Here is a 25,179-nt window from a genome sequence, read left to right on the forward strand (position 1 = left end):
GCTAGTCTCGGACCCGTGCGCACTCCACGGAAGGCATCGGTCCTACTCGTCGCGCTCGCTGCGCTGCCCCTGGCCTGCTCGTCCGGACCCGATCAACCACAGACCGTCGCCGAATCGTTCGCCGCCGCGCTGACCAGCGGAGACGCCGCCGCCGCTGCCGAACTCACCGACGCACCCGAGGCAGCCCGACCGGTGCTGACGGCGCTGTTCGACAACCTCGGCAAGAACGACACGGTCCGGGTGTCGTCCACCGACGACACGTCGTTCACGCTGGAATCCACCTGGAAATTCGGCCCCGACGGCCGCAACGCATGGACCTACTCGAGTGCCGGAACCACCACCGGCGCCGACGGGTGGAAGATCGCCTGGAAGCCGACCACGGTCGCGCCCGGCCTCGACCTCGGCGCACTCAGCTACAGCCCGGTCGCCGCGAAACCGGCCAGAGTGCTCGACGCCTCCGGTGGTGACCTGATGACCCAGCAGGTGGTAACGCTGGTGAACGTCGGGCCCGATGCCGACCTGCCCGCCGTCGCCGCGCTGCTCGCGCCGCAGGGGGTCAGCGAGGCCACCTTACGGACGGATCTGGCTGCGGCACAGGGCAAACCGATCACCGCCGTCGCCCTGCGCGATGCCGACATCGCGCCCGTGCAGCAGGCACTGACCGGAGTGCGCGGGGTGACGCTCGCGCCACAGACCCGGCTGCTCACCGTCGACAAGACGCTGGCCGGACCCACCATCGGCGGGCTCGCCGAGGTCTGGCAGGACCAAGCCGACACCGCCGCGGGCTGGGCGATCCGCGCGCAGACCGCCGAGGGCACCCAGCGCATCGCCGGACCCGACGCGAAGCCGACCCCCGACATCGCCAGCACCCTCGACATCGACCTCCAGCACGCGGCGGAGGACGCACTGACCCCGATCGCCACCCCGTCCGCCATCGTCGCGCTGCGACCCTCGACCGGCGAGGTGCTGGCCGTCGCGCAGAACGCGCCCGCCGACGCCCAGGGCCCGATCGCGCTGACCGGGCTCTACCCGCCGGGCTCCACGTTCAAGACCGTCACTGTCTCGGCGGCCCTGCAAGCGGGCGGCGTCACCCCCGATACCGTGCTGCCCTGCCCGGGCCGCGCCACCATCGAGGGCCGCACGATTCCCAACGACAACGGCTTCGACCTGGGTATGGTGCCCCTGCACACCGCGTTCGCGCGGTCGTGCAACACCACGATGGCCGAGTTGGGAGTGAAATTGCCCGCCGACGGATTGACCGCGGCCGCCCAACAGCTGGGCCTCGGGGTGGATTATGTGACACCCGGCTTGACGACTGTCACAGGGAAAGTTCCACCCGCCGAAAATCCGGCGCAACGGGTCGAATCGAGCATCGGACAGGGCACGGTGACCGCCTCACCGTTCGGGATGGCGCTCGTCGCTGCCTCCCTGGCGCACGGTTCCGCGCCCGCGCCGAGCCTCATCCGCGGCCGTCCCGGCACCCCGGATCGGACCTCGCCGCCGGTGCCCCCGACGGTGATGTCGCAGCTAGAGACCATGATGGGGGAGACGGTAAGTGCGGGCACAGCCACCGCGCTGCGCGACATCCCCGGTCTGCTCGGCAAGACCGGCACCGCGGAGTATCTCGACGACACCCACGCCCACGGCTGGTTCGTCGGCATCGAGGGTGATCTGGCGTTCGCGGTGTTCGTCGCGGACGCCGGAAGCTCCGGACCGGCGGTCGAGGCAGCGGGACGGATGCTACGTGTGACACCATGAGTCGTCTTTCCCCCCGCAGGCGAGCAATCCCCCCGCTGCCGCACGCGGTCACCACTGCGCCAGCTACACTCGGCGGCGGACCATACCCATGGTCAATACGCGGGATGTCACAATTTCGAGAAGGTTCGGAGTAGGCGCCATCGATACCGGTCAGAAGATCGCGGAGCATTACCGCCTGGTCGAGCGTATTGGTAGCGGCGGCACAGGCGTTGTATGGCGTGCTGTCGACGAACGCCTCCAACGCTCCGTGGCTGTGAAGCAGATCCACATCAAACCCAGCTTGCCCGAGGGCGAGCGGGATGTGTTGCGCCAGCGCGCGATTCGGGAAGCCCGCAACGCGGCTCGCTTCCAGCATCCCAATGCCATCGTGGTATTCGACATCACCGAGCACAACGGTGATCCGTGCCTGGTGATGGAGTACCTCAAGTCGGTCAGCCTCGCAGGGGAACTGGGTCAGAAGGGCCCGCTGCCACTGCTCGAGGTCGCGCGCATCGGTGAGATGGTCGCTTCCTCGCTGATCGCCGCGCACCAGGCCGGTTTGGTGCACCGCGACGTGAAACCGGGCAATATCCTGCTCGGCGACCACGGTGAGGTGAAGATCACCGACTTCGGCATCTCCCGTGCGGCCGGCGACGTGACGCTCACCGAGACCGGGCTGATCTGCGGAACTGCCGCTTATCTGGCACCCGAGGTGGCGCGCGGTTCCGACCCCACGCCCGCCGCCGACGTATTCGCCCTAGGCGCAACGCTTTTCCACGCGCTGGAAGGCGAACCGCCTTACGGCGCCAACTCCAACCCCCTCGCGGTGCTCTACGCCGCCGCCAACGGTCAGGTGCGCGAGCCCCACAACGCGGGCCCCGCCACCGACTTCCTGCTCGATCTGCTCAGCCCGGACCCTCTCGACCGTCCGACGATGACCGAAGCCCGCGACGCGCTGGCCTCCTTCGCTGAGGACGACGCGGTCCCCGCCGGATTCGTGCCCGCCAGTGAGGCTTTCAATCGTCGTAACTCCGCGGCGACCACCCAGGTGATCCGGCAGTCCGGTCGCCGGGCCTCCCACGCGGGCGCGTCCACGGCCACGACCCGTCAGATCCGCTCGAACCCGCGTCCACAGGTCCGGCAGGACACCGCGGCGCACCCGCAGACCCAGGCCCATCCCATGCCCGCCCCCCCGCGCAAGCAGGCAGGCAAGGGGCGTGCGGTGCTGATCGGGTCCGGTGTCGGCGCGCTCGTCGCGGCGATCGCCGTCGCCGTCAGCGCGCTGAGCAGCTCCGATTCCGATTCACCGCGGGTGCAGGCGAGTCCGCCGACCTCGGTGCAGGCCTCGGCGGCTCCCAAGCCGAGCGCGGCGGTTCCGCCGCTCGGGCAGGCCAGTAACGTCGGCACGGTCGACATCGGTTCGGCCGGTCTGCTGGTCGAGAACTTCTTCAGCAACCCGGGCGGTTCGTGGTCGCTGCTCACTCCCGCCGCGCAGGAGGTGTACGGCAGTGAGTCCGCGTTCCGCGAATACTGGAACGACCGCACTGTCGAGAACTTCGCCAGCATCACCGCGGTCAGCGGCAACAATGCCGACGGCTCCACGAATATGCGCCTGGCCAGCATCACCATCAACGGCTCGACAAAGGCCATGGTCATGCGCGTGGTGAGCTCGGGTGGCAGTCTGCGCATCGACGGAGACACCCGCTAGGTGGTACGTGCGACGGATCCGCAGGACGGGTCCGTCGCCTCGGCGGGATGTGGGTGGAAAAGCGATGGCGGGCGACCATTAGGCTGGTACCTGACCTGAGCCCCACCACAGAACAGGACCGTACCCCGATATGACTTCCCGCATCGAGCTCGCCCGCGTCGATCTGCGCGGTCGTACTCCTTCCGCTGCCGAGCTGCGCACCGCGCTGCCGCGCGGAGGGGTCGACGTGGACTCGGTGCTGCATCATGTGCGGCCGGTCGTCGAGGACATCCGCGATCGGGGCGCCGCGGCGGCGCTGGACTACAGCGAGAAGTTCGACGGTGTGCGGCCCGCCGTGGTGCGGGTGCCGGTCGGCGAGCTGACCAAGGCGCTGGCCGAGTTGGACCCGGCTGTGCGCGCCGCGCTAGAGGTGGCGATCGAGCGGACCAGGAAGGTACACGCTGATCAGCGGCGCACCGACACGGTGACCGAGGTCGTGCCCGGCGGCACCGTCACCGAGAAGTGGCTGCCGGTGGAGCGGGTCGGGCTGTATGTGCCCGGCGGCAACGCGGTGTATCCGTCCTCGGTCGTGATGAACGTGGTGCCCGCGCAGGCCGCCGGAGTCGAATCGCTGGTGGTGGCCTCGCCGCCGCAGGCGCAGTTCGGCGGGCTGCCGCACCCGACGATCATGGCGGCCGCCGCGCTGCTCGGGGTCGACGAGGTGTGGGCGGTCGGTGGCGCGCAGGCGGTGGCGTTGCTGTCGTACGGCGGTGTCGATACCGACGGTGGGGCGCTCGAGCCCGTCGATCTCATCACCGGGCCCGGCAATATCTATGTCACCGCGGCCAAGCGACTGTGCCGTGGGCTGGTCGGCATCGACGCCGAGGCGGGCCCGACCGAGATCGCGGTGCTGGCCGACGCCACGGCCGATCCGGTGCATGTGGCCGCTGATCTGATCAGCCAGGCCGAGCACGATGTGCTCGCGGCCAGTGTGCTCGTCACCGATTCCGTAGCGCTGGCCGACGCGGTCGACGCCGCGCTGAATGCTCAACTCGCCGTGGTCAAGCACAACGATCGCGTGCGGGAAGCATTGAGCGGCAAGCAGTCCGGGACCGTGCTCGTCGACGACATCGCGCAGGGCCTTCGGGTGGTCGACGCCTATGCCGCCGAGCACCTCGAGATCCAGACCGTCGACGCCGCCGCGGTGGCCGCGCGGGTGCGCAGCGCGGGCGCGATCTTCGTCGGGCCGTGGGCGCCCGTCAGCCTGGGTGACTACTGCGCGGGCTCCAATCACGTGCTGCCGACCGCGGGTTGCGCGCGGCACTCCTCGGGGCTGAGCGTGCAGACGTTCCTGCGTGGCATCCACATCGTGGAGTACACCGAGGCGGCGTTGAAGGATGTGGCCGGACACGTTGTCGCCCTGGCCAACGCGGAGGATCTGCCCGCGCACGGTCAGGCTGTGCAGGCGCGTTTCGAGGCGCTGTCGTGAGCACTCCCACCGTGCCGGGCGCCTCGGCGACCCTGGATCAACTGCCGTTGCGGGACAACCTGCGGGGCAAATCGCCTTATGGCGCACCGCAGTTGACGGTGCCCGTCCAGCTCAATACCAACGAGAACCCGCACCCGCCGAGCAAGGCGCTGATCGATGATGTCGCCGAATCGGTGCGGGCCGCCGCCGCGGACCTGCACCGGTACCCGGATCGCGACGCCGTCGCACTGCGTCACGACCTGGCCGAGTACCTGACCCGCCAGACCGGCGTCGCTGTCGACACCGCGAACGTGTGGGCGGCCAACGGCTCCAACGAGATTCTGCAGCAGCTGTTGCAGGCCTTCGGCGGGCCCGGCCGCAGCGCACTGGGTTTCGTGCCGTCGTACTCGATGCACCCGATCATCTCGGAGGGCATCGACACCGAGTGGGTCGAGGCCAAGCGCAGCGGTGACTTCTCGCTCGACATCGACTACGCGCTGGCCCAGATCGTCGAACGCCGCCCCGATGTGGTGTTCGTGACGAGCCCGAACAACCCGACCGGGCACAGCATTCCGATCGACGAGCTCGAGCGGATTCTCGATGTCGCGCCCGGCATCGTCGTCGTGGACGAGGCCTACGGCGAGTTCTCGGCGGCGCCGAGCGCGATCACGTTGATCGACCGGTTCCCGACCAAGCTGGTGGTCACTCGGACCATGAGTAAGGCGTTCGCCTTCGCGGGTGGGCGCCTGGGTTACCTGGCCGCCTCGCCCGCGGTGATCGACGCGATTCTGTTGGTGCGGTTGCCGTATCACCTGTCGGTCGTCACCCAGGCCGCGGCGCGCGCGGCCCTGCGCCATGCCGACGAAACCCTCGGCAGCGTCGCGGAACTGGCGGCTCAGCGTGACCGGGTCGCCGCCGCGCTGGCGGCGCTCGGCTTCGAGGTGATCCCCAGCGACGCCAACTTCGTGCTGTTCGGCCGGTTCACCGACGCGGGCGCGGCGTGGCAGCACTACCTCGACGCGGGCGTGCTGATCCGCGACGTCGGTATCCCCGGTTATCTGCGCGCCACCATCGGCCTGGCCGCCGAGAACGACGAATTCCTGCGCGTGAGCCGCGATATCGCGGGCACCGACCTTACTCACTGAATCCACCTGTGGAGGAACACATCATGAGCAGAACAGCGCGGGTGGAACGCGTCACCAAAGAGTCCTCGATTCTGGTGGAGCTGAACCTCGACGGCACCGGGCAGACCGAGATCGCCACCGGGGTGCCGTTCTACGACCACATGCTGACCGCACTGGGTGCGCACGCCGGGTTCGACCTGGTCGTGCGGGCCGAGGGCGACATCGAGATCGAAGCCCACCACACGGTCGAGGACACCGCGATCGTGCTGGGTCAGGCACTCGGCCAGGCGCTGGGCGACAAGAAGGGCATCCGCCGCTTCGGCGACGCGTTCATCCCGATGGACGAGACCCTCGCGCACGCCGCCGTCGACGTGTCCGGTCGCCCCTACTGCGTGTTCACCGGCGAGCCGGAACACCTGGTGCACACCATCATTCCCAGCGCGGGCCCCGGCGCCTCGTACTCGACCGTGCTCAACAAGCACGTCTTCGAGTCGATCGCGCAGAACGCCCGTATCGCCCTGCACGTGCGGGTGCTCTACGGCCGCGACCAGCACCACATCACCGAGGCCGAGTTCAAGGCTGTCGCGCGGGCTCTGCGCGCCGCCGTCGAGATCGACCCGCGGGTCAGCGGTGTGCCGTCCACGAAGGGCGTGCTGTGAGATCGGTTGTTCTGCTCGACTACGGTTCCGGCAACCTGCACTCCGCCGAACGCGCGCTGGTGCGTGCGGGAGCGCAGGTAGAGGTCACCGCCGATCCGCAGGCCGCGTTGGCGGCCGACGGACTCGTCGTTCCCGGCGTCGGCGCGTACGCGGCCTGCATGGCCGGGCTGCTCGCGGTGCGCGGTGACCGGATCATCGGCCAGCGCCTCGCCGGTGGGCGTCCCGTGCTCGGCATCTGCGTCGGCATGCAGGTGATGTTCGACCGCGGCGTCGAGTTCGGCGTCGAGACCGAAGGCTGCGGCGAATGGCCCGGCACGGTCGCGGGCCTGGACGCCCCCGTCCTGCCGCACATGGGCTGGAACACGGTGAAGGCCCCCGCCGACAGCACCCTGTTCGCCGGCATGGACGCCGACACCCGCTTCTACTTCGTCCACTCCTACGCGGCCCAGCAGTGGGAACTGCCCGAGAACGAACACATCGCCTCCCCGAAGCTCACCTGGGCCGAGCACGGCGTGCCGTTCCTCGCCGCGGTAGAGAACGGGCCGCTGTCGGCTACTCAGTTCCACCCGGAGAAGTCCGGCGACGCGGGGGCGCAGCTGCTGCGCAACTGGATCGGCTCGCTGTAGCCCGAGCGAGAGCCTCGAGTCGTTGTCGGGTCAGGGTTTGTCGACGTCGGCTCGGTCGGCGGCTTCGGTGCCCGCGGTCCAGCCTTCGGCGCTGCGAATGGTGATGCCCCGGGTGCGGACGGTGGGGAAGTAGGCGTCGAAGGCTTTGTCCACTCGTTGCTGGTGGGTGGCCAGGACCGGGAGTAGGTCGGTGCGGTCGGGGGAGTCGGCGATGGTCGCTTCGGCGGCCTCGGCGAGGCGTTCGCCGATGCGGGTGGCGTAGGCGGTGAGGAAGGCCTTGCGGTAGTGGCGGGAGCGGGATTCGTCGGTGGCGGCGTTGTCGATCATGGTGCGGGTGGCTTGGACGAGTAGGGAAGTCGACAGGATTTCCACGGCGTCGAGGTCGGGATCGTCGCCGACGATCGTGACGAAACCCCAGTCGGCGACGAAGATCGCGCGGGAGCGGTTGGCTCGGGTGACCATGTCGATGAGCAGGGCTTTGGCGTCGGTGTAGGGGGTTTCGAGCCAGATACGGCGGGCGGTGGGGAGGTCGGGGTCGGTGCGCTGGGAATCGATCAGGGCACGGTCGATCGCGTACTTGGTCATGAGTTCCTGTGCCTTGGCGGACAGGGTTTCGGCTTCCTCGGCGAAGGACGTCGACTCGGCTTTGGCGAGGAGGCCGCGGACTCGGCCGAGGGTTCTCTCGTCGACATGGTGGTGGGTGACGGTCTGCCCGCGGGTGCCGGGGAGGGGAACGATCTGCTCGAGTTTCGGGAGTTGGATGAGCAGGGCCAGGGCGGTGAGGGCCGACTCGAGGACCTCGTCGTCGGTGAGCAGTGCACGGTCGGCCCACTGGTGGAGGTGGGGGCGCTCGGCTGTCCACCACACCGTGGCGTCCAGTTCGTCCAGTTGGGACTGCCAGATCTCGTCGACCGACTCGGGCGCGAAGCCGACCCGGTGGTCGGCCAGCAGATCGGTCAGATAGCCGACCGCGAACTCGTCGACCCGCCTGCGCGCGGCCTCGTGAACATCCCTGGGCAACCAGCCGAACTCGAAGGCGCGGGCGATGATTCGTCGCGCGGCGAGCTGGACCCCGGCGGCCGCCTCCACGCCCGCTACCTGTTCGACGAACCTCGTGATCGCGATCTTGTCGCCCTGCGCGGCGAGAAAGGCGACGGTCGCGATCGCGTCGGCGACCTGCGACGGATCGCCCGACAACGCGGCATCGATCGGGAGTCCGGGAGCGGCTGTCGGCTTGCGACCGGTCCTGCGCCGACGATTCTGCTTGGCCAAGGTGTGCGTCGATCCTGTTCGTGGAGGAGAAAGCGGACAGCGGAGGAGAAGTTCGCGGCGTTCATTGTCGCGCATCGCCGCACGGTCGGCGTCGACGCGTCAGTCCAGGTCAGCCGCCCTGGACGAATCGCGGATCGTAATCACTCCTCGCCCAGGAGAATCCGACCGTGGAAGGATTCGCCGAGGCGGTCGGTCCGATTAGGGTGGCGGTATGAGTTATCGGGGGATGCTGGCCGACGAACGGGCCGAACTGGTCGAACTGCTGCGAGGGCTGAGCGAGCAGGAATGGGAGACGCCGTCGCTGTGCGCGGGGTGGCGGGTTCGCGATGTCGTGGGACACCTGATGCAGGACACGCTGAGTCCGCTGAGCTACGCGGGGGTGGTGCTGAAGAGCCGGGGCTCGGTGAATCGCACCAATAATGCTCTCGCGCAGTCGTTCTCGGAGCTCTCGACCGAGCAGTTGGTGGACAAACTCGACAGGGAGTCGGGTCGGCTGTCGAAGTATTCGCCCCGGCTCATGCTCTCCGACCTCGTGGTCCATCACCAGGACATCCGACGCCCACTGGGTCGTCCTCGCACCATTGCCGCCGACCGGCTCGTCGCGGTCCTGTCCTACCCCGATCCCTTCGCCTTCCCCGGCAGATTCACCAAGGGCCTGCGTTTCGTCGCCACCGACGTGTCCTGGTCCTCGGGCGAGGGCCCGGAAGTGCGCGGCCCAGGTGAGGCCATCGCCCTGGCCGTGGTCGGCCGCACCGTCGCGCTCGACGATCTCACCGGCGACGGACTGCCCGAACTTCGCCGCCGCTTGACCTGACCCACCTCGACGAGATCGCGCGCGGGCCGATCCGCTCAGCGCCGCAGCGCGGTCTCCGTCTCCGTTCGCGACAACTTGTCGGGATTGCGCACGGAGTAGAGCCCGGTGATCAGACCGTCGTCGACGCGCACCGCGAACACCGTGTCGATCGTGCCGTCGAGTCGAAGGATCAGGGCCGGGTGGCCGTTGAGCTGGGCCGGTTCGACGGTCATCTCGGCCCCGATCCTCGGCACACTGGCGGTGAGCAGGGCGGCGACCAAGTCGGATCCCACGATGGGCGAGAGTGCGGCCTGTTTGATCCCGCCGCCGTCGCCGAGGAACACGACATCCGGTGCGAGGAGGTCGAGCAGGTTCTGGAGATCACCGGTTTCGATCGCCCGCTGGAATGCCGCGAGCGCATCGCGGGACTGGCTCGCGGACACGATTGCGCGCGGTCGGCGGGCCGCGACGTGGGCGCGCGCTCGGTAGGCCAGCTGTCGGACGGCGGCGGGGCTCTTGTCGACCGCCTCGGCGATCTCGTCGTAGTTCAGATCGAATACTTCGCGCAGCACGAACACCGCTCGCTCGATCGGCGCCAGCGTCTCCAAGACCAGCAGCATCGCCATCGAGACGCTCTCGGCCAATTCGACGTCCTCGGCCACGTCGGGCGTGGTCAGTAGGGGCTCGGGTAGCCAGGGGCCGACATAGGTCTCCTTGCGACGGCCGAGCGTGCGCAGGCGATCGAGCGACTGGCGGGTCGTGATCCTGACCAGATACGCGCGCTGGTCGCGCACCGCGGCGAGATCGACTCCCACCCAACGCAGCCAGGTCTCCTGCAGGACGTCCTCGGCGTCGGCGGCCGAGCCGAGCATCTCGTAGGCGACGGTGAACAGCAGATTGCGGTGGGCGACGAACACCTCGGTCGCCGGGTCCTTCGCTGTGTCGTCGGGTGTGGTGTGCGGCGCCATGGGTTGCTCCTGTTTCCGCTCGGGTGCGTCACCACCAGACGCCGGCCACCGCCGTGGCGTAACACCGACGCGCCATGGCGTCGGTCACGCCGGGAACGTGTTACGCGGATCCGGTCGTCGTCGTCTCATGGTCGTTCGATTCAGCAACCAGTGAGGAACACGACATGGAACCCCGATTCAACCTGTTCGATACCGCGGTCGGCGCGAAGTTCGCCAAGCGGTTCGCCAACGCCAGCCTGGCCCTGCTCCAGTCCAGTGTGCCGAAGGCCACCCAGGATCTGGTGATGTTGCGCGCCAGCCAGATCAACGGCTGCGGCTACTGCACCGATGCGCACAGCAAGGATCTGGCTCACGCGGGAGAGGCCGCGACGCGGATCAACCTGGTCGCCGCGTGGCGCGAGTCCACCGTGTTCACCGAGGCTGAGCGGGCTGCCCTGGCACTCGCCGAGGAAGGCACCCGCGTCGCCGACGCCGCGCAGGGCGTGTCCGACGAGACCTGGGCGCAGGCGCGCGAGCACTACGACGACGAACAGCTCGCCGCCTTGGTCGCGGTGGTGGCGCAGATCAACGCGGCCAACCGGCTCGGGGTGATCCTGCGTCAGCAGGGCGGCTCCTATGAGCCCGGCATGTTCGAAGCCGCGGCCGACTGAGCGCACGGCGGGGTTCGCGTGACACGGGCCTCACCGCCGCGGACCGTTGCGGGAACGCGGACACAGACCTACTAGTCTGAATGGGTGAGTCTTGTGCTGTTGCCCGCTGTCGATGTCGCCAATGGTGAGGCCGTGCGCCTTGTGCAAGGGGAGGCCGGTAGCGAAACGAGCTATGGGTCGCCTCGGGACGCGGCGTTGGCGTGGCAGCAAGCGGGGGCCGAATGGGTGCATCTGGTCGATCTGGACGCGGCCTTCGGCAAGGGGAGCAATCGCGAACTGATCGCCCAGGTCGTCGGCGAGCTCGATGTAAAGGTCGAACTGTCCGGTGGTATCCGTGACGACGACTCGCTGAAGGCGGCGCTAGCGACCGGGTGCGCGCGGGTGAACATCGGCACCGCGGCGATCGAGAACCCGCAGTGGTGTGCCCGGGTACTCGGCGAATACGGCGACCGGATCGCGGTCGGACTCGACGTCAAGCAGATCGACGGACAGTGGCGCCTGCGCGGCCGCGGCTGGGTGACCGACGGCGGCGACCTGTGGGAGGTGCTCGAACGCCTCGAGCGTGACGGGTGCGCGCGCTATGTCGTCACCGACGTTTCCAAGGACGGCACGCTGACCGGGCCGAACCTGGAACTGCTGAGCGAGGTCGCCAACGCCGCCGAGGCGCCGGTGGTCGCCTCCGGCGGTATCTCGGTGCTCGACGACCTCGTCGCCATCGCCGGCCTGGCCGACGACGGTGTGGAGGGCGCGATCATCGGCAAGGCGTTGTACGCGGGCCGGTTCACGCTGCCGCAAGCGCTGGCCGCGGTGCGCTGACACCACTGATGACCGCCACGCCGAGCACTGCCGAACTGACCGACCTGCTGACCGTCGCCACCCAGATCCTGGACGGCGTGGTGCCGCGCTTCGTCGAAGGACTCGGCGCGCCGAGCGCGGTGACCAAGGGCCGCAACGACTTCGCCACCGAACTCGATCTCGAGCTGGAACGCACCATCTCCGCCGAACTCCAGCAACGCACCGGGATCGCGGTACACGGCGAGGAATTCGGCGGGCCCGCGCTCACCTCGGGCACGGCCTGGGTGCTCGATCCGATCGACGGCACCTTCAACTACTCCTCCGGCCATCCCATGTCGGGCACGCTGCTGGCACTGGTGCACGAGGGCGAACCGGTGATCGGCCTGACCTGGCTGCCCATGCTCGGCCGCCGCTACGCCGCGGTGACCGGTGGGCCGGTGTACCTCGACGGTGTGGCGTTGCCGCCGCTGGCGCCGGGCAGGCTCGCCGACGCGATGATCGGCTTCGGCGCCTTCAACCTCGACTCGGCGGGCCGCATCCCCGGCCAGTTCCGGTTCGACCTGCTCGGTGCGCTGAGCCGATTGTCCTCGCGGGTGCGGATGCACGGCGCGACCGGCATCGACCTGGCGTTCACCGCGTCCGGGGCGCTCGGCGGCGCGGTCGTGTTCGGGCACCATCCGTGGGACAACGCGGCCGGGGTCGCGCTGGTGCGCGCCGCGGGTGGCGTGGTCACCGACCTCGCCGGCGCGCCGTGGACCATCACCTCCGGTTCGGTGCTGGCCGCCGCGCCGGGCGTGCACGAGGAACTGCTGGAAATGATTTGCACCGTCAGCGAAGAAGAACGAGGGTGAACCGCATGACACCGCGCACCGACGAACGAGCGAGCACCACGGCGCCGAGCACCCTGGCGGTACGCGTGATCCCGTGCCTCGACGTCGACGCGGGCCGTGTGGTCAAGGGCGTGAACTTCCAGAACCTGCGCGACGCGGGCGATCCGGTGGAACTGGCCGCGACCTACGACGCCCAGGGCGCCGACGAGCTGACCTTCCTCGACGTCACCGCCTCCACCGGCGACCGCGGCACCATGCTCGACGTGGTGACCCGCACCGCCGAACAGATCTTCATCCCGCTCACCGTCGGCGGCGGCGTGCGCACGGTCGAAGACGTCGACCGGCTGCTGCGCGCGGGCGCGGACAAGGTGTCGGTGAACACCGCCGCCATCGCGCGCCCGGAAGTGCTGTTCGAGATGTCGCAGCGCTTCGGCGCCCAGTGCATCGTGCTCTCGGTCGACGCGCGCACCGTGCCCGACGGTGCGCCCGACACCCCGTCCGGCTGGGAGGTCACCACACACGGCGGCAAGCGCGGTACCGGTATCGACGCCGTCGAATGGGCCATCCGCGGCGCCGAACTCGGCGTGGGCGAGATCCTGCTGAACTCGATGGACGCCGACGGCACCAAGGCCGGTTTCGATCTGCCGATGATCACCGCGGTGCGCGCGGCAGTGCGGGTGCCGGTGATCGCCAGTGGCGGCGCGGGCGCGGTCGAACACTTTCCACCCGCCGTGCACGCCGGTGCCGACGCGGTGCTGGCCGCGAGCGTGTTCCACTTCGGCGATCTCACCATCGGTCAGGTGAAGGACGCGATGCGCGCGGACGGCATCACCGTTCGCTGACGCGAGCTCCGGCCGAATTCGCCGGACGTCGAGACTCTTCCGACGCTGGAATCACCGTGCGTCGATCGCGATGACTCGCGATGTCGACGGTGTTGTCACCGGGATGAGCATCGGAATCGCGTTGTCCCCGTTCACCCTCGACCACTCCGCCAATGCCGTGGACACGGCCGTCGACCTGGGCCGGGCGGCCGCCGAGGTCGGGGTGAGTTCGGTCTGGTTGGGCCAGACCTACAGCAATGACGCGATCGTGTTGTCGGCGTTGATCGGTCGTGCCGTGCCCGGGATCGAAGTGGGTACTTCGGTGGTTCCGGTGCCGGGCAGGCATCCGCTGCTGGTGGCGAGTCAGGCCCAGACCGCGCAGGCGGCGACCGGGGGACGGTTCGTCCTCGGGTTGGGGCTCGGTGCTCGAGCGCTGTCCGAGCGCGCGTTCGGCGGTCCGTTCGACCGGCCCGCCACCCGGCTGCGCGAATTCCTCACCGCGCTGCGGTCGATTCTCGACACCGGCGAGGTCGACTTCCGCGGTGAGACAGTGACCGCCGCCAGTCCGATGCCCACTGCGGTCGCGGGGGCCGACCCGACGGTGCCGGTACTGGTCGCGGCCATGGGGCCGCAGGCGCTGCGGGCCACCGGCGAACTGGCCGACGGCACCTTGCCCTTCCTCGTCGGCCCCGAGGCGCTGGCCGAGCACATCGTCGCGCCGCTGCGGGCCGCCGCGGCGGACGCGGGCAGGCCGAGTCCCCGCATCGTGGCGATGGTTCCCGGTGTCGTCACCGCCGACGTCGCCGCGGCGCGCCACATCGCCGCGGCGAAAACCGCCTTCTACGACACGATTCCGTCCTATCAGCGCGTGGTCGCGCTCTCGGGCGCGCAGCGGGCCGCCGAACTGGTGGTGATCGGCGACGAGGAGACGGTCGCCGCACGGGTGGCCGACTACTTCGCCGCGGGCGCCACCGATGTGGTGTTCTCGCAGACCGACCTGACCACGCCCGAAGACCAGCAGCGCACCTGGCGGCTGCTCGGTGAGCTGAACCGCGCCCGCTGACCCGGCCTCACAGGCCCATCTCGGCGGCGATGATCGTGCGAAGGACGTCGCTGGTGCCGCCCATGATGCGGTCGATCCGGTGGTCGGCGTAGAGGCGGGCGATGGGGGAGTCCGCGAGATAACCGATGCCGCCGTGCAATTGGAGGCACCGGTCGATCACCCGCCCCGCCGACTCGGTGCAGAACAGTTTGGCCGAGGCCGCGTCGGCGGGAGTCAGGTCGCCGCGGTCGTGGGCGGCCAGCGCGCGGTCGACGACCGCCTCGACGGCATCGACCTCGGCGCGGCAGGCGGCCAGTTCGAACCCGGTGTTCTGGAAACTCGCCACCGAATGCGCTGACGCGGTGCGCTCGGTGGTGAAGCGGTGGGCGAAACGGACCGCCGCCCTGGCTTGCGCGTGGGCGCCGACGGCGATGGTCAGACGTTCCCGTGGCAGCTGCGCGGCGAGATGGGCGTGGCCGCGGTGCGCCTGGCCTAGGCGATCACTCACCGGCACCCGCACATCGGTGAAGGTGAGTTCGGCTGTGTCGGAGACCTTTCGGCCGAGGGTGTCGAGCGCGCGGCCCACTCGGTAACCGGGCGCCGTGGCATCGACGACCAGCAACGACAGGCCGTAGGAGGGGTCCGCGGAATTCGGGGACGCGGTGCGCGCGCACACGATGACGCGGTCGGCGTGTACACCACCGATGACGAAGGTCTTCGAACCGTTGAGCAGGTATTCGGTGCCGTCCAGCGACAACGGCGCGGTGGTGCGCATGCCGGCGGGCTCCGTGTCGGTCCCCGGTTCGGCGACCGCGAGCGCGAACATCGTTTCACCGGTGACGAATCCCGGCAGCCAGCGCCGTCGCTGTTCGGCGGTCGCCAGCTCGTCGAGCAGCGGCAGACAGCGCGACACATGGGCGCTCGAACCACCGAAAGACACTGCGGCGCGCGCGATCTCCTCCGCGAGCACGGCGCGGTAGCGGATCGACTCGAAGCCGGAGCCGCCGTACTCGACGGGCACCTCCAAACCGAGGATCCCGAGTTCGCCCAGCCGGTAATAGAATTCGCGCGGCACCCGTCCGTCGTCGTACCACCTGCCGAAACTCGGCACGACTTCGTCCTCGATGAACGCGCGCATCGACGCCCGGAAGGCGCGGTGCTCGGCATCGAAAACTGTTCTGCGCATGAGATTCCTAACCGGCCGGAAACGGCCACGAGCCGGCCCGCCCGACGAGGTGATCGTGGGCGGGCCGGCGAGAACGGCGGTGGGAGACTACTTCGGCGGTGTGGGAACCGCGGGGTCCTTGCAGTACGCTCCGAGGTCGGCCGGGCACGGCGCGAGAATGGTGGAGAAGTACTGGTAGGCGGAGAAGACCGCCAGCGGGCCACCGACGGTGACCAGGCCGATCATCGTGCCGACCGCGCCGAGCGTCGCCGCGCCGAGCACACAACCGGCCACCGTGGCGCCGACCCACGGCACCAGCAGCACGATCACCGGGCTGGCGATGGCCGCACCCGCGGCACCGCCGACCAGACAGCCGATGCCGCCGCCGACCACCGCGCCGACGATGGCCGCCACGGCGCCGCCGACGCCGAGGCGCTGGCTGAGCACGCCGAGCGCGGCTTGATCACGCGGGGTGAAGGACTCGGCGATCTGCTGCGCGGCCGCATCCTGGGTGATCACGTTGGTGGCCGCGGCCACCGGGGCGCCGTTCTCCTTGGACGGTGTCAGGGTCGCGGTGCCGCCGTCGATGGTGGCCGCGATCGGGAACACCTTGTCGTCCATGCGGTAGGTCAGCGGCAGGGCGGCGACCGGGGTGTCGGCGCCTGTGGTGAGCAGCAGCTGGCCGTCGACGATGTGCAGTTTGCCGTCGGTGGACAACACCGCGGACTCACCCTGCCTGCTCACCTCGTAGCGCACCTCGGTCTGCGGTGCCGGATCGGCGTTACCGGTCCCGGTGCTGACGCACAGCGCCAGCGCGGTCATGGCCGCCGTGGCCAGAGTGGTTGACAACTTCATATTCGGATCCTCATCGTTCGGATATTTCGAGAAGCCGCGCACGCTGGGCTGCGCTGCGCAACGTCGAGGGGCGACTACTTGCCGCTGGTGTCGATCAGGCCGCCGTCGGTCAGCGACCAGTGCTCGCCGACGAAGGTCTGGATACCGACGGCCTGGAGCGGATAGCCGTCGTCGGCACCGGTTTTCATCGAGATGCCGGGCAGCATCAGGTCGGCGGAGACGTTGTCGAGCGAGCGCATCGCGTCACGCAGGCCCTCTCGCGTCGGGCACTTCGCCGATTCCATGGTCTTGCGGAAGCTCTCAGCCATCGTCCATCCGGCCATGGCGTGCTGGTTCTCGGGATCGGCGCCGGGGGCGTACTGCGCCAGCTTGGATCGGTAGGCCTGCATACCCGCGTCGGAGGCCCAGCGCGGGTCGGCGGCGTCCTTGAGGAATGCCGCGGTCACCGTGCCCTGGACATTGGGCAGGCCCACCGGACGCAGGGTGGCCATGGTGTTGGAGACCACGGCGAGCACGTGCAACGGATTCCAGTCGGCGTTGCGCACATCGGCGGCCAGCGCCTGCGAGGCGAACTTCGGGGTCGAGAAGTTCAGCAGCACATCGGCTTTGGAGTTGGCCAGGTTGCGCACCTGGGCGTCGACGGTGGGGTCGGTGACCTCGAAGCTCTGCTCGGCGATCACCTTCACCCCGCTGCCTGCGACGCCCTCGGTGAACGCCGCGAGCAGGTCCTTGCCGAAGTCGTCGTTCTGGTAGAGCACCGCCACTGTGGCGTTCGGCCGCTGCGCCTTCACGTACTGCGCGTAGGCCAGACCCTCGGTGCGGTAGCTGGGCTGCCAGCCGATGGTCCACGGGTGCTCGGTGGCCGCCCCGAATTTGTTCGCCCCGGTGGCGACGAAGATCTGGGGCACCTTGCGCTGGTTGAGGTAGTCGGTGACCGCCGAAGAGGTTGCCGTGCCCAGGGTTTGGAAGACCGCGAACACTTGGTCCTGTTCGACCAGGCGGCGGGTCTCCTCGACGGTCTTGGGCGGCTGGTAGCCGTCGTCGCGGACGATGTACTCGACCTTGCGTCCGTCGATGCCGCCCTGCTCGGCGTTGATGTAGTCGAAGTAGGCCTTGGCGCCCTTGGGGACCTCGCTGTAGGCCGAGGCCGGACCCGACAGCGGGTACGCCCCGCCGAGTTTGATGGTGGTGTCGGTGATTCCGGTGGTCTGCTGACCCTGGCAGTCGCCTTGACCGACGGAGCCGGTCTCCTCGCCGCGACCACCACACGCGGTGAGGGTCGCGAGAAGCGCGGCCGTCACACCGATGGAGCGGATTGCCCTAGTGCGCATGAGTTTTCCCTTTCCGGACACGATGTCCGAGCCATTGCGTCCACTGGGTGGCCAGGCCGGCCAAACCCTTCGGCGCGAGGTACATGACCGCGATGATCAGCAGTCCGAAGATGACGCCGGGTGCGGCTTGGTTGACGTCCTGGGCGAAACTGGGCACGAACATCACGAACAGTCCGCCGAGCAGTGGGCCCCAGGTGGTGCCGAGCCCGCCGACGACCAGCCCGGCCAGCAGCGTGATCGACAACGTCAGCGCGAAGGAGTCGGGCGAGACGAACGCGATCACCCAGGTGTAGACACAGCCGGCCACACCGGCCAGCAACGCGCTCCAGGCGAAGGCGAGCGTCTTGTAGTGCGCCAGATTCACCCCGAGCACCTCGGCGGCGATCTCGTTGTCGCGCATCGCGTGCAGTGCGCGGCCGACTCGCGAGCGCAGCATCCCGGCGACCAGCACGAAGCTGAGCACGGTGGTGGCCAGCGCCAGGAAGTACAGCCACTGGTCCTCGGCGAGGCCGGTCCACGCGGGCGGCACCGGCTTGTCGACGACGAGTCCCATCGAGCCGCCGGTGAGTCCGTCGAACCGCTTGAGCAGGGGGACCAGGAAGATCGCGATGGCCAGGGTGACCAGCGCCAGGTACAGCCCGCGCAGTCGCAGCGCCGGGACGCCGAGTGCGAAACCGAGAACGAAGGTGATGGCCGCGGCGATCGGGATGGTCGCGAAATACGGTATGTCCCAGCGCTCCATCGCGATCGCGGCGGTGTAGGCGCCGACGGCGAAGAAGGCGCCGTGGCCGAGCGAGATCTGGCCGGTGTGACCGACCAGCAGGTTCAGCCCGAGCAGGGTGACCGCGTAGATCATCGCCATGGCCAGCTGGAAGGTGTGGAAGGGCACCAACTGGAAGGGGGCGAGGCAGGCCAGCAGGAGAACTCCGGCCGTCGCGACGAGCGGCCAGCGCAGCGTCGTCAGTCGGTGCAGGATCGGCTTCGCGACCGGCGTTGCCGACGGAGTCGTCGAAGGCTTTGCCGCAATATTCACTTCGCTCATACTCTTTCCACCGCCGCGTGTCCGAACAGACCTTGCGGGCGCAGCAACAGCACGCCCAGGATGATCACCAGCGGCACGCCGATCTTGAGTTCGGTGCCGATCGCGTCGACGTAAGCGCCGGTGAGGGTTTCGGCGACGCCGACGATCAGACCGCCTGCCACCGCGCCGCCGGGGGAGTCGAACCCGCCCAGGGTCGCCGCCGCGAAGGCGTAGATGAGGACTCCGCCCATCATGTTGGGTTCGAGGAACAGCAGCGGCGCCGACAGCACGCCCGACACCGATCCGACCAGCGCGGCCAGTCCCCAGCCGAGCGCGAGCACGGTGCCGACCCGGATGCCGACGAGTTTGGCCGACTGCGGGTTACAGGCCACCGCCCGCATCGCGAGCCCGATCCTGGTGTAGCGGAACAGCAGATACAGCAGCGCCATGACCACGGCGACGACGAGCAGGACCCCGAGACTGCCGTAGCCCACACTCAGGCCGCCACCACGGAGAGCCCCCTCCGGGAAGGGATTCGGGAACGATTTGGTCTGATACGACCAGATCCAGCCCGCGGTGGCGTTGATGGTGAAGAACAGCCCGACGGTGACGATCACCAGGGTGATCTCGGGTGCGCCCTCGACCGGACGGATCACCACCCGTTCGATCAGCATGCCGCCGGCGAAGGAGATGGCGAGGGTGAGGATCAGCGCCGCCCAGAACGGCATGGTCTGGCTCAGCTGCCAGGCCAGGAACGCCGAGAACATGGCCAGCTCGCCCTGGGCGAAATTGACGATCCCGGTGAATCGGTAGATGAGCACCAGCGCCAGCGCGAGGCCCGCGTAGATAGCGCCCGCGGACAGGCCCTCGACAAGTTGCTGCAGGAATTCGATCACGGCTTCACCTGGATTCCCAGGTAGGAGCGGGTGACCTGCTCATCGGCCCTGATCTGCTCGGCGGTGCCCGACAACACGATGCGCCCGGTTTCCAGGACGTGCGCCTGCTGGGCGACACTGAGCGCCAGGTGGGCGTTCTGTTCGACGACGATCACCGTGGTGCGTTCCTCTTCGTTGATGGTGGCGACGATCCCGAACAACTCCTGGGTGACCAGCGGTGAGAGGCCGAGCGAGGGTTCGTCGAGCAGCAGCATGCGTGGGCGCAGCATCAGCGCCCGGCCGATGGCGAGCATCTGCTGTTGGCCGCCGGACAGGCCGCCCGCGGCGTCGCGCTGTTTGTCGCGCAGGATCGGGAAGTAGTCGTAGACGCGACGCAGGTCGGTATCGACGGCGGCGCGGTCACGGCGCGTGTAGGCGCCGAGGCGCAGGTTCTCTTCGACGGTGAGCGGGGCGAAGGTACCGCGTCCCTCGGGAACGTGGGCGACACCGAGTCGCGCCATCGATTCCGGTGCGCGACCGGATACTTCGTCACCGTCGAGGACCAGGCTGCCGCGAACCTTGATCATCCCGCACAGGGCGCGCAGCAGGGTGGTCTTGCCCGCGCCGTTGGGGCCGAGGATCGCGCACACCGTGCCCTGCTCCACCGAGAAGCTGACGCCGTGCAGGACTTTCGCCGCACCGTAACCGGCATGCAGATCGGTGACGGTCAGGAACGCGTTGTCGGCCGTCGGCCAGTGCTCGCTCATGCCGAAGCTCCCAGGTAGGCGCGGATGACGGCCGGATCCTGCTGCACCGCTTCGGGTTTTCCCTCGGCGATCACCTGGCCGAACTCGAGGCAGATCACCCGGTCGCAGGTGCCCATCACGAAACCCATGTGGTGTTCGACGACGATCACGGTGAGCGCGAGGTCGGCCTGCAGGCCGCGCAGGCGGGCGGCGAATTCGTCCACTTCCCCGTGGCTCAAGCCGTTCACCGGTTCGTCGAGCAGCAGCAGCTGTGGCCGCACTGCCAGCGCCCTGGCGAGTTCGATGCGTTTGAGGGTGCCGAACGGCAGGCCGGAGGCCGAGTGGTCGGCGACCGCGGTCAGGTCGAGGCGTTCGAGCAGTTCGTCGGCCTGGGCGCGCAGGAGTTTTTCCTCCTTGCGGACCTTCGGCAACCGCAGTCCGGCTGAAACGAAGCCCGCACAGGCCCGGTGGTGCGCGCCGACGAGGACGTTCTCGCGCACCGAGAGGCGGGGGAACAGGCCCAGGTTCTGAAACGTGCGGGCGATACCGAGCGCGGCCAGCGCGTCGGGCCGCACCGTGGACAGATCGGTGTCGAGGTAACGCATGGTGCCCGACGTCAGCCGGTTGCGCCGGGTCATGCAGTTGAACAGGGTCGTCTTGCCGGCGCCGTTGGGTCCGATCAGGCCGACCATCTCGCCGGGAGCGACCGTGAACCCGACGTCCTGTAAAGCGGTGATGCCGCCGAAGCGCACCGTCAGGTTGGTTATCTCGAGCATGTGGAGAACACTAAGACCGCAGGTCGGAGCCCACATCGGACGTTGCGGACCAAGAAACTCGGCCGGTGCTCGTCCGCTGCGGACAGTGTGACGTGGTTGACACTGTGGGCGCGTTGCATGCACACTCCCGAAATATGTCAGCTGGATCACTTTTATCCGTTTCGACCGAGTCCGATCAGGTGCGGGCCGAGCGTCACCGGATAGCGGGCGCCGCTTACGACCACGCCGACGAGATCGCCGACGATGTGATGGCCAAGATCCGCGCCGAGCTGCCCGGCTACGCCACCGCGGGCCCCGGCCTGCTCGATGACGTGCACGATCAGCTCGCCCGGCTGAGCCGCACGGGGCTCGGCGCGTTGCTCGAGCACCGACGGGTCTGCCCGTCCGATGTCGCCTATGCCCGGCAGGCGGCGGCGCGGCGGGCCCGCACCGGGCTGCCGCTGGTCGACTACATCGCCGCGTTCCGTCTCGGTCAGCGGGCCATCTGGAAATCGCTGCTCGCGCACGCGGGCGATTCCGAGGCGGGCCGCGCGGCCGTGCTGTCGCTGGCCGGTCCGCTGGCGCGCTACACCGATCTGATCAGTACCCAGGCCACCGACGCGTATCTGGAATTCCAGCAGTACGTGGCCGCCGAATCGGGGCGCGACTCGCAGGCTCTGATGGACGCGTTGCTCGACGGCGCGCTGCCCGCGAGCGGTCCGCACCTGTCGGTGGCCACCGCGCACGGCATCGGGGCCGAACGCGCCACGCCGGTGGTCGTCGTCACCGCGGTGGTCCTGGATCGGGGCGAGGACTCGTCCGAAAGTCTGCTTCAGGCAAAGCAATTGGTATCCGCGGCGCTGGCGCGGTGCACGGTCAACGGATTGCGGACCCTGTCGGTGGTGCGCGGATCCGAGATCGTCGCGGTGCCCGCGCTCGGCGCGGGCGTCGCGGCCGACGGACTGTGCGAGCGGCTGCGCGCGATGCAGGACGAACTGGGTGCCGAGGGCATCACCCTCGCCATCGGGGTGAGCACCACGGTGACCGAGGTAGCCCAGATTCCCCGCGCCTACCGGCAGGCGCAGGCCGCGCTGGAGCTTCTGCCCGAAGGGGGTGGGGTACTCGCGTTGCCGCAGATCACGCCGTTCAAATACCTGCTCCTGCGTGCCGATGACACGACCCGCCAGCTGGTCGACCCGCGCATCGGCAGCGCACTGGCCGAGGACCGTGTTCGCGGCGGGACCTTGGCCGAGACGATCCGCGCGTTCGCCGCCGCCGACATGAATCTGCGAGAGGCCGCCGACACCCTCCACATCCACCTCAATACGGCCAAGTACCGCCTCGGCCGGATCCAGGAGCTCACCGGTCGCAATGTGCGCAGCGTGAACGACCTCGTCGAACTGCTGGTGGCCATCGAACTGGCTGCTGTTATAAACGAGGCATGAGCCTCGACCCTGCCATCGCCGCCCGCCTCAAGCGCACCGAGGACGGACTGATCGCCGCGATCGCGCAGGAGAAGGCGACCGGTGACGTGCTGATGATGGCGTGGATGGACGACGAGGCGCTGGCCCGCACGCTGCACACCCGTCGGGCGACCTACTATTCGCGCTCGCGGCAGCAGTACTGGGTCAAGGGCGAGACCTCGGGGCACACCCAGTACGTGCACGAGGTGCGCCTCGATTGCGACGGCGACACCCTGCTGCTGATCGTCGATCAGGAAGGCGCGGCCTGCCACACCGGCACCCACACCTGCTTCGACGCCGACGTCCTGCTCGCCGCGGACTAGTCGCCGTCTTCGGTGAGGATTCGATTCAGCCGGTCGGACAGAGTTTCCCCGAACACCGCCAGTTGCGCGGTCTGCTGATCGGTGAGACCGTCGAGCACGAGCCTGCGCACGGCGTCGACATAGCCGGGGGCGGCCTCGACCACCTTGTCGAAGCCCGCGTCGGTGAGTACCGCGTGCACTCCGCGTCGACCCGCGGTGGTGTCGCGGCGGGCCCAGCCGAGTCGTTCCAGCTTCGACACCACATGGGACAGTCGCGATAGCGACGCATTTGCCTTGTGGGCGAGATCACTCAACTGCAGACGATGGCCCGGCTCCTCCGAGAGCACGCTGAGCACGCGGAATTCGAAATGGGTGAGCCCGGACTCGCGTTGCAGCCGGGTGTCCAACGCGCCGGGAATCCGGGTCATGAGCGCGACGATCGCCTGCCATGCGCGTTGTTCGACGGGGTCGAGCCACTGAGTCATCGCCGTGACTGCCTCGCGGCCGGACGGCGGACATGGTGGAGTTGGGCGCGCACAAGAAAGAGTTTGCCACGACGTCGCTGTGGCGTCCGCGAGTTGGTGGTGGTCGTGAGGTCACTCACATCACCGCGGGGGTGTGTGTGAAGGCTATCGATCGCCGGTCATCGGCGGGGTGACGGGCTCGGGCGCCTGGGCGGCGGCCTTGGCGGCCTTGTGACGGCTGAATCCACGCTTGCCCAGCAGGGCGAGCACCAGTGCGAACACCACCGCCGCGATGATGGCGCCGACCAGGCAGGCGCCGCGGAAGGCCGGTGCGTCCACATCCAGAATGCGTTGACCGGCGTGTGCGGCATTGTTGCCACCGAGCACGATCGTCAAGGTCATCAGATTCGGCAGCGAGCAGGCCAGCGCGACGATCACCGCCGCGCCCGCCATGAACTTGCCGCCCTTGCGCTTCCAGACCCGCACCGCGAATATCAGCAGTACCAGTGGCAGCAGGGTGAACACGAACCCGTAGACCAGTCCCCACCAGATGCCCGAGCTGAAACTGCCGTGCACAGTGTTGGCCAGTCGCTGTGCCCACCATCGGGGGATGAACGAGGAAAGAACGAAGTAGGCGATCACCAGCACCACCACCGTGGCGAGCGTCATGATCGCCCGGTTGCGCCAGATGGCGGCCGTGGATTTCTGACCGCTCGACTGCACCTCGCCGGTTGTCATCTGGCCAGCGTAAGTGCGTCGAGGTCGCCGGGCGTCGATCCGCCGCCCGGCGATTCGTCGATCGGTACTACTCCGGGGTGTGGCTGCGTTCGCGCAGGAAAGCCAGTGCTTCGTCGGCGTGCACGGCCGCGCGCAGTTCACCGGTGATGATCTTCAGGATCGTGCGGTCGGTGTCGATGACGAAGGTGTGCCGTTTGACGGGGGCGAGCTTGCCGAGCAGTCCTCGCTTGACGCCGAATTCGGCGGCAACCGCGCCGTCTTCATCGGACAGCACGGGGTAGTCGAGGCGCTGCTTGGTGGCGAAACCGGCCTGCACCTCGGTGCTGTCGGTGCTGATGCCGACGCACGAGGCGCCGAGCGCGGCGAACTCGCCGCTCAGATCGCGGAAGTGGCAGGCTTCCGCGGTGCACACCGGGGTATTGGCGGCGGGGTAGAAGAACAACACCACCGGGCCGTCGGCGAGCAAGCCGTCGAGCGAGCGGAGCTGGGCGGACTGATCGGGGAGCTCGAACTGCGGAGCGCGCTGGCCTGGCTGCATGCCCAGACAGTAACGATCAGCGGCCGAGTAAGGAAGATCCCCGCTCACGGAGACGAGCGGGGATCTTCGCGGCCTACTTGTCGAGCAGCGCCGCGATGTCGGGATTGCGGATCTGCATCACGTCGAGGATGCCGTGTGCGCGCAGCAGTGGTTCCAGCTCGCGGATGCGATCGCGGTGCCCGGCGTACTCGTCGGGGAAGTTCTTCTTGTCGAGGTCCTGGATGGCCTTGGCGTAGGTGACGAACGAGTTGATCGCGCTCGTGGACACCGCCTGCTGGCCGGGACCGTAGTGCTGCTGCGACGGGACAGCCAGCCGGCCGTCCTGTGCGCCCTGGTGCGAGGGGTACAACATTGCTCCTCTCGGAAAGGGGATTACCGCATGCGACATGGAACGCGCGCGAGTGTAGTGATGCCGGTCACCGCCCGATTCGGCGCGGGGTCGGGTCCGCGCGCG

At 68.7% G+C, this 25,179-nt stretch carries 27 protein-coding genes; 14 read left to right on the top strand and 13 right to left on the bottom strand.

What is annotated here, in order from left to right; translation table 11 throughout:
- Positions 1–15 precede the first annotated feature (15 nt).
- The 6 genes from OHS03_RS04620 (at position 16) to hisH (ending at position 7,301) form a co-directional block, all read left to right on the top strand.
- Entirely contained in the window at positions 16–1,758 is a 1,743-nt protein-coding gene (locus OHS03_RS04620) for a penicillin-binding transpeptidase domain-containing protein (RefSeq protein WP_328661048.1), read from the top strand.
- A gap of 187 nt (positions 1,759–1,945) precedes the next feature.
- A complete protein-coding gene (locus OHS03_RS04625) occupies positions 1,946–3,445 on the top strand; it encodes a serine/threonine-protein kinase (RefSeq protein ID WP_407942500.1) in 1,500 nt (499 codons plus the stop codon).
- Between the two features lie 130 nt (positions 3,446–3,575).
- Entirely contained in the window at positions 3,576–4,913 is a 1,338-nt protein-coding gene (hisD, locus tag OHS03_RS04630; RefSeq protein ID WP_056824713.1) for a histidinol dehydrogenase, read from the top strand.
- Positions 4,910–6,037 (top strand): histidinol-phosphate transaminase, encoded by a 1,128-nt coding sequence (locus OHS03_RS04635; RefSeq protein ID WP_328661053.1) that lies wholly within the window; start codon positions 4,910–4,912, stop codon positions 6,035–6,037. The genes hisD and OHS03_RS04635 overlap by 4 nt, the downstream gene beginning before the upstream one ends.
- A gap of 23 nt (positions 6,038–6,060) precedes the next feature.
- Positions 6,061–6,675, top strand: coding sequence for an imidazoleglycerol-phosphate dehydratase HisB (gene hisB, locus OHS03_RS04640; RefSeq protein WP_328661055.1), 615 nt, complete (start codon positions 6,061–6,063; stop codon positions 6,673–6,675).
- Positions 6,672–7,301, top strand: coding sequence for an imidazole glycerol phosphate synthase subunit HisH (gene hisH, locus OHS03_RS04645; RefSeq protein WP_056824708.1), 630 nt, complete (start codon positions 6,672–6,674; stop codon positions 7,299–7,301). Before hisB ends, hisH begins: the two co-directional genes overlap by 4 nt.
- 30 nt (positions 7,302–7,331) lie before the next feature.
- Here the strand turns inward: hisH and OHS03_RS04650 are convergent, their stop codons facing one another.
- Complete coding sequence (locus OHS03_RS04650) at positions 7,332–8,573, bottom strand: DUF2786 domain-containing protein (protein ID WP_328661057.1); 1,242 nt, start codon at positions 8,571–8,573, stop codon at positions 7,332–7,334.
- A gap of 211 nt (positions 8,574–8,784) precedes the next feature.
- On the opposite strand from OHS03_RS04650, the gene OHS03_RS04655 reads away from it, so the two are divergent.
- Positions 8,785–9,387 (top strand): maleylpyruvate isomerase family mycothiol-dependent enzyme, encoded by a 603-nt coding sequence (locus OHS03_RS04655; protein WP_328661058.1) that lies wholly within the window; start codon positions 8,785–8,787, stop codon positions 9,385–9,387.
- Between the two features lie 35 nt (positions 9,388–9,422).
- Here the strand turns inward: OHS03_RS04655 and OHS03_RS04660 are convergent, their stop codons facing one another.
- Entirely contained in the window at positions 9,423–10,334 is a 912-nt protein-coding gene (locus OHS03_RS04660; RefSeq protein WP_328661060.1) for an RNA polymerase sigma-70 factor, read from the bottom strand.
- 164 nt (positions 10,335–10,498) lie between these two features.
- Here OHS03_RS04660 and OHS03_RS04665 point away from each other — a divergent pair, with 164 nt between their 5' ends.
- The 5 genes from OHS03_RS04665 to OHS03_RS04685 all read left to right on the top strand — a co-directional run bounded on the left by OHS03_RS04665 (position 10,499) and on the right by OHS03_RS04685 (position 14,493).
- Positions 10,499–10,984 (top strand): carboxymuconolactone decarboxylase family protein, encoded by a 486-nt coding sequence (locus tag OHS03_RS04665; protein WP_328661062.1) that lies wholly within the window; start codon positions 10,499–10,501, stop codon positions 10,982–10,984.
- Positions 10,985–11,068: 84 nt separating this feature from the next.
- Positions 11,069–11,800 (top strand): bifunctional 1-(5-phosphoribosyl)-5-((5-phosphoribosylamino)methylideneamino)imidazole-4-carboxamide isomerase/phosphoribosylanthranilate isomerase PriA, encoded by a 732-nt coding sequence (gene priA, locus OHS03_RS04670; RefSeq protein ID WP_056824696.1) that lies wholly within the window; start codon positions 11,069–11,071, stop codon positions 11,798–11,800.
- 8 nt (positions 11,801–11,808) lie between these two features.
- Positions 11,809–12,630: an inositol monophosphatase family protein gene (locus OHS03_RS04675; RefSeq protein WP_056824693.1), complete on the top strand. Its 822-nt coding sequence runs from the start codon at positions 11,809–11,811 to the stop codon at positions 12,628–12,630.
- Positions 12,631–12,635: 5 nt separating this feature from the next.
- Positions 12,636–13,451 (top strand): imidazole glycerol phosphate synthase subunit HisF, encoded by an 816-nt coding sequence (gene hisF / locus OHS03_RS04680; RefSeq protein ID WP_056824868.1) that lies wholly within the window; start codon positions 12,636–12,638, stop codon positions 13,449–13,451.
- Between the two features lie 103 nt (positions 13,452–13,554).
- Positions 13,555–14,493 carry a TIGR03564 family F420-dependent LLM class oxidoreductase gene (locus OHS03_RS04685; protein ID WP_328661064.1) on the top strand — a complete coding sequence of 313 codons (939 nt, stop codon included), beginning with the start codon at positions 13,555–13,557 and terminating at the stop codon, positions 14,491–14,493.
- 7 nt (positions 14,494–14,500) lie between these two features.
- Here OHS03_RS04685 and OHS03_RS04690 read toward each other — a convergent pair whose 3' ends face one another.
- The 7 genes from OHS03_RS04690 to OHS03_RS04720 all read right to left on the bottom strand — a co-directional run bounded on the left by OHS03_RS04690 (position 14,501) and on the right by OHS03_RS04720 (position 21,241).
- Complete coding sequence (locus tag OHS03_RS04690; protein ID WP_328661066.1) at positions 14,501–15,658, bottom strand: acyl-CoA dehydrogenase family protein; 1,158 nt, start codon at positions 15,656–15,658, stop codon at positions 14,501–14,503.
- Positions 15,659–15,745: 87 nt separating this feature from the next.
- Entirely contained in the window at positions 15,746–16,492 is a 747-nt protein-coding gene (locus OHS03_RS04695; RefSeq protein ID WP_328661068.1) for a DUF8020 domain-containing protein, read from the bottom strand.
- 74 nt (positions 16,493–16,566) lie between these two features.
- Positions 16,567–17,823, bottom strand: coding sequence for an ABC transporter substrate-binding protein (locus OHS03_RS04700; protein ID WP_328661070.1), 1,257 nt, complete (start codon positions 17,821–17,823; stop codon positions 16,567–16,569).
- Positions 17,813–18,865 (bottom strand): branched-chain amino acid ABC transporter permease, encoded by a 1,053-nt coding sequence (locus OHS03_RS04705; RefSeq protein ID WP_328661072.1) that lies wholly within the window; start codon positions 18,863–18,865, stop codon positions 17,813–17,815. The genes OHS03_RS04700 and OHS03_RS04705 overlap by 11 nt, the downstream gene beginning before the upstream one ends.
- On the bottom strand, positions 18,862–19,740 hold the full coding sequence (locus tag OHS03_RS04710) for a branched-chain amino acid ABC transporter permease (protein ID WP_328661073.1): 879 nt from the start codon (positions 19,738–19,740) through the stop codon (positions 18,862–18,864). The genes OHS03_RS04705 and OHS03_RS04710 overlap by 4 nt, the downstream gene beginning before the upstream one ends.
- A complete protein-coding gene (locus tag OHS03_RS04715) occupies positions 19,737–20,486 on the bottom strand; it encodes an ABC transporter ATP-binding protein (RefSeq protein WP_056824671.1) in 750 nt (249 codons plus the stop codon). Before OHS03_RS04715 ends, OHS03_RS04710 begins: the two co-directional genes overlap by 4 nt.
- Positions 20,483–21,241: an ABC transporter ATP-binding protein gene (locus OHS03_RS04720; RefSeq protein WP_328661075.1), complete on the bottom strand. Its 759-nt coding sequence runs from the start codon at positions 21,239–21,241 to the stop codon at positions 20,483–20,485. Before OHS03_RS04720 ends, OHS03_RS04715 begins: the two co-directional genes overlap by 4 nt.
- A 134-nt stretch (positions 21,242–21,375) precedes the next feature.
- Between OHS03_RS04720 and OHS03_RS04725 the strand changes: the two genes are divergently transcribed.
- Positions 21,376–22,665 carry a PucR family transcriptional regulator gene (locus OHS03_RS04725; RefSeq protein ID WP_056824665.1) on the top strand — a complete coding sequence of 430 codons (1,290 nt, stop codon included), beginning with the start codon at positions 21,376–21,378 and terminating at the stop codon, positions 22,663–22,665.
- The gene (gene hisI, locus OHS03_RS04730) at positions 22,662–23,006 is read left to right on the top strand and encodes a phosphoribosyl-AMP cyclohydrolase (protein WP_056824662.1); all 345 of its coding nucleotides are present in this window, start codon (positions 22,662–22,664) and stop codon (positions 23,004–23,006) included. Before OHS03_RS04725 ends, hisI begins: the two co-directional genes overlap by 4 nt.
- Here hisI and OHS03_RS04735 read toward each other — a convergent pair.
- The 4 genes from OHS03_RS04735 to OHS03_RS04750 form a co-directional block, all read right to left on the bottom strand.
- Positions 23,003–23,470: a MarR family winged helix-turn-helix transcriptional regulator gene (locus OHS03_RS04735; protein ID WP_328661077.1), complete on the bottom strand. Its 468-nt coding sequence runs from the start codon at positions 23,468–23,470 to the stop codon at positions 23,003–23,005. The genes hisI and OHS03_RS04735 overlap by 4 nt on opposite strands.
- A 144-nt stretch (positions 23,471–23,614) precedes the next feature.
- Positions 23,615–24,187, bottom strand: a complete 573-nt coding sequence (locus OHS03_RS04740) for a permease (RefSeq protein WP_328661079.1) — start codon at positions 24,185–24,187, stop codon at positions 23,615–23,617.
- 67 nt (positions 24,188–24,254) lie between these two features.
- Positions 24,255–24,725, bottom strand: a complete 471-nt coding sequence (locus tag OHS03_RS04745; protein WP_328661081.1) for a peroxiredoxin — start codon at positions 24,723–24,725, stop codon at positions 24,255–24,257.
- 73 nt (positions 24,726–24,798) lie between these two features.
- Entirely contained in the window at positions 24,799–25,077 is a 279-nt protein-coding gene (locus OHS03_RS04750) for a hypothetical protein (RefSeq protein ID WP_328661083.1), read from the bottom strand.
- Between the last annotated feature and the right edge of the window lie 102 nt (positions 25,078–25,179).

This window comes from Nocardia salmonicida (assembly GCF_036142455.1).
Classification (GTDB): domain Bacteria; phylum Actinomycetota; class Actinomycetes; order Mycobacteriales; family Mycobacteriaceae; genus Nocardia; species Nocardia salmonicida.

What these genes read in the sequence shown, in the direction of transcription:
- hisD (WP_056824713.1), top strand. Translation starts at nt 3,576, where the DNA reads ATGACTTCCCGCATCGAGCTCGCCCGCGTCGATCTGCGCGGTCGTACT.
- hisB (WP_328661055.1), top strand. Translation starts at nt 6,061, where the DNA reads ATGAGCAGAACAGCGCGGGTGGAACGCGTCACCAAAGAGTCCTCGATT.
- OHS03_RS04655 (WP_328661058.1), top strand. Translation starts at nt 8,785, where the DNA reads ATGAGTTATCGGGGGATGCTGGCCGACGAACGGGCCGAACTGGTCGAA.
- OHS03_RS04660 (WP_328661060.1), bottom strand. Translation starts at nt 10,334, where the DNA reads ATGGCGCCGCACACCACACCCGACGACACAGCGAAGGACCCGGCGACC.
- OHS03_RS04665 (WP_328661062.1), top strand. Translation starts at nt 10,499, where the DNA reads ATGGAACCCCGATTCAACCTGTTCGATACCGCGGTCGGCGCGAAGTTC.
- OHS03_RS04675 (WP_056824693.1), top strand. Translation starts at nt 11,809, where the DNA reads ATGACCGCCACGCCGAGCACTGCCGAACTGACCGACCTGCTGACCGTC.
- hisF (WP_056824868.1), top strand. Translation starts at nt 12,636, where the DNA reads ATGACACCGCGCACCGACGAACGAGCGAGCACCACGGCGCCGAGCACC.
- OHS03_RS04685 (WP_328661064.1), top strand. Translation starts at nt 13,555, where the DNA reads ATGAGCATCGGAATCGCGTTGTCCCCGTTCACCCTCGACCACTCCGCC.
- OHS03_RS04690 (WP_328661066.1), bottom strand. Translation starts at nt 15,658, where the DNA reads ATGCGCAGAACAGTTTTCGATGCCGAGCACCGCGCCTTCCGGGCGTCG.
- OHS03_RS04695 (WP_328661068.1), bottom strand. Translation starts at nt 16,492, where the DNA reads ATGAAGTTGTCAACCACTCTGGCCACGGCGGCCATGACCGCGCTGGCG.
- OHS03_RS04700 (WP_328661070.1), bottom strand. Translation starts at nt 17,823, where the DNA reads ATGCGCACTAGGGCAATCCGCTCCATCGGTGTGACGGCCGCGCTTCTC.
- OHS03_RS04705 (WP_328661072.1), bottom strand. Translation starts at nt 18,865, where the DNA reads ATGAGCGAAGTGAATATTGCGGCAAAGCCTTCGACGACTCCGTCGGCA.
- OHS03_RS04715 (WP_056824671.1), bottom strand. Translation starts at nt 20,486, where the DNA reads ATGAGCGAGCACTGGCCGACGGCCGACAACGCGTTCCTGACCGTCACC.
- OHS03_RS04720 (WP_328661075.1), bottom strand. Translation starts at nt 21,241, where the DNA reads ATGCTCGAGATAACCAACCTGACGGTGCGCTTCGGCGGCATCACCGCT.
- OHS03_RS04725 (WP_056824665.1), top strand. Translation starts at nt 21,376, where the DNA reads ATGTCAGCTGGATCACTTTTATCCGTTTCGACCGAGTCCGATCAGGTG.
- hisI (WP_056824662.1), top strand. Translation starts at nt 22,662, where the DNA reads ATGAGCCTCGACCCTGCCATCGCCGCCCGCCTCAAGCGCACCGAGGAC.
- OHS03_RS04735 (WP_328661077.1), bottom strand. Translation starts at nt 23,470, where the DNA reads ATGACTCAGTGGCTCGACCCCGTCGAACAACGCGCATGGCAGGCGATC.
- OHS03_RS04740 (WP_328661079.1), bottom strand. Translation starts at nt 24,187, where the DNA reads ATGACAACCGGCGAGGTGCAGTCGAGCGGTCAGAAATCCACGGCCGCC.
- OHS03_RS04745 (WP_328661081.1), bottom strand. Translation starts at nt 24,725, where the DNA reads ATGCAGCCAGGCCAGCGCGCTCCGCAGTTCGAGCTCCCCGATCAGTCC.
- OHS03_RS04750 (WP_328661083.1), bottom strand. Translation starts at nt 25,077, where the DNA reads ATGTTGTACCCCTCGCACCAGGGCGCACAGGACGGCCGGCTGGCTGTC.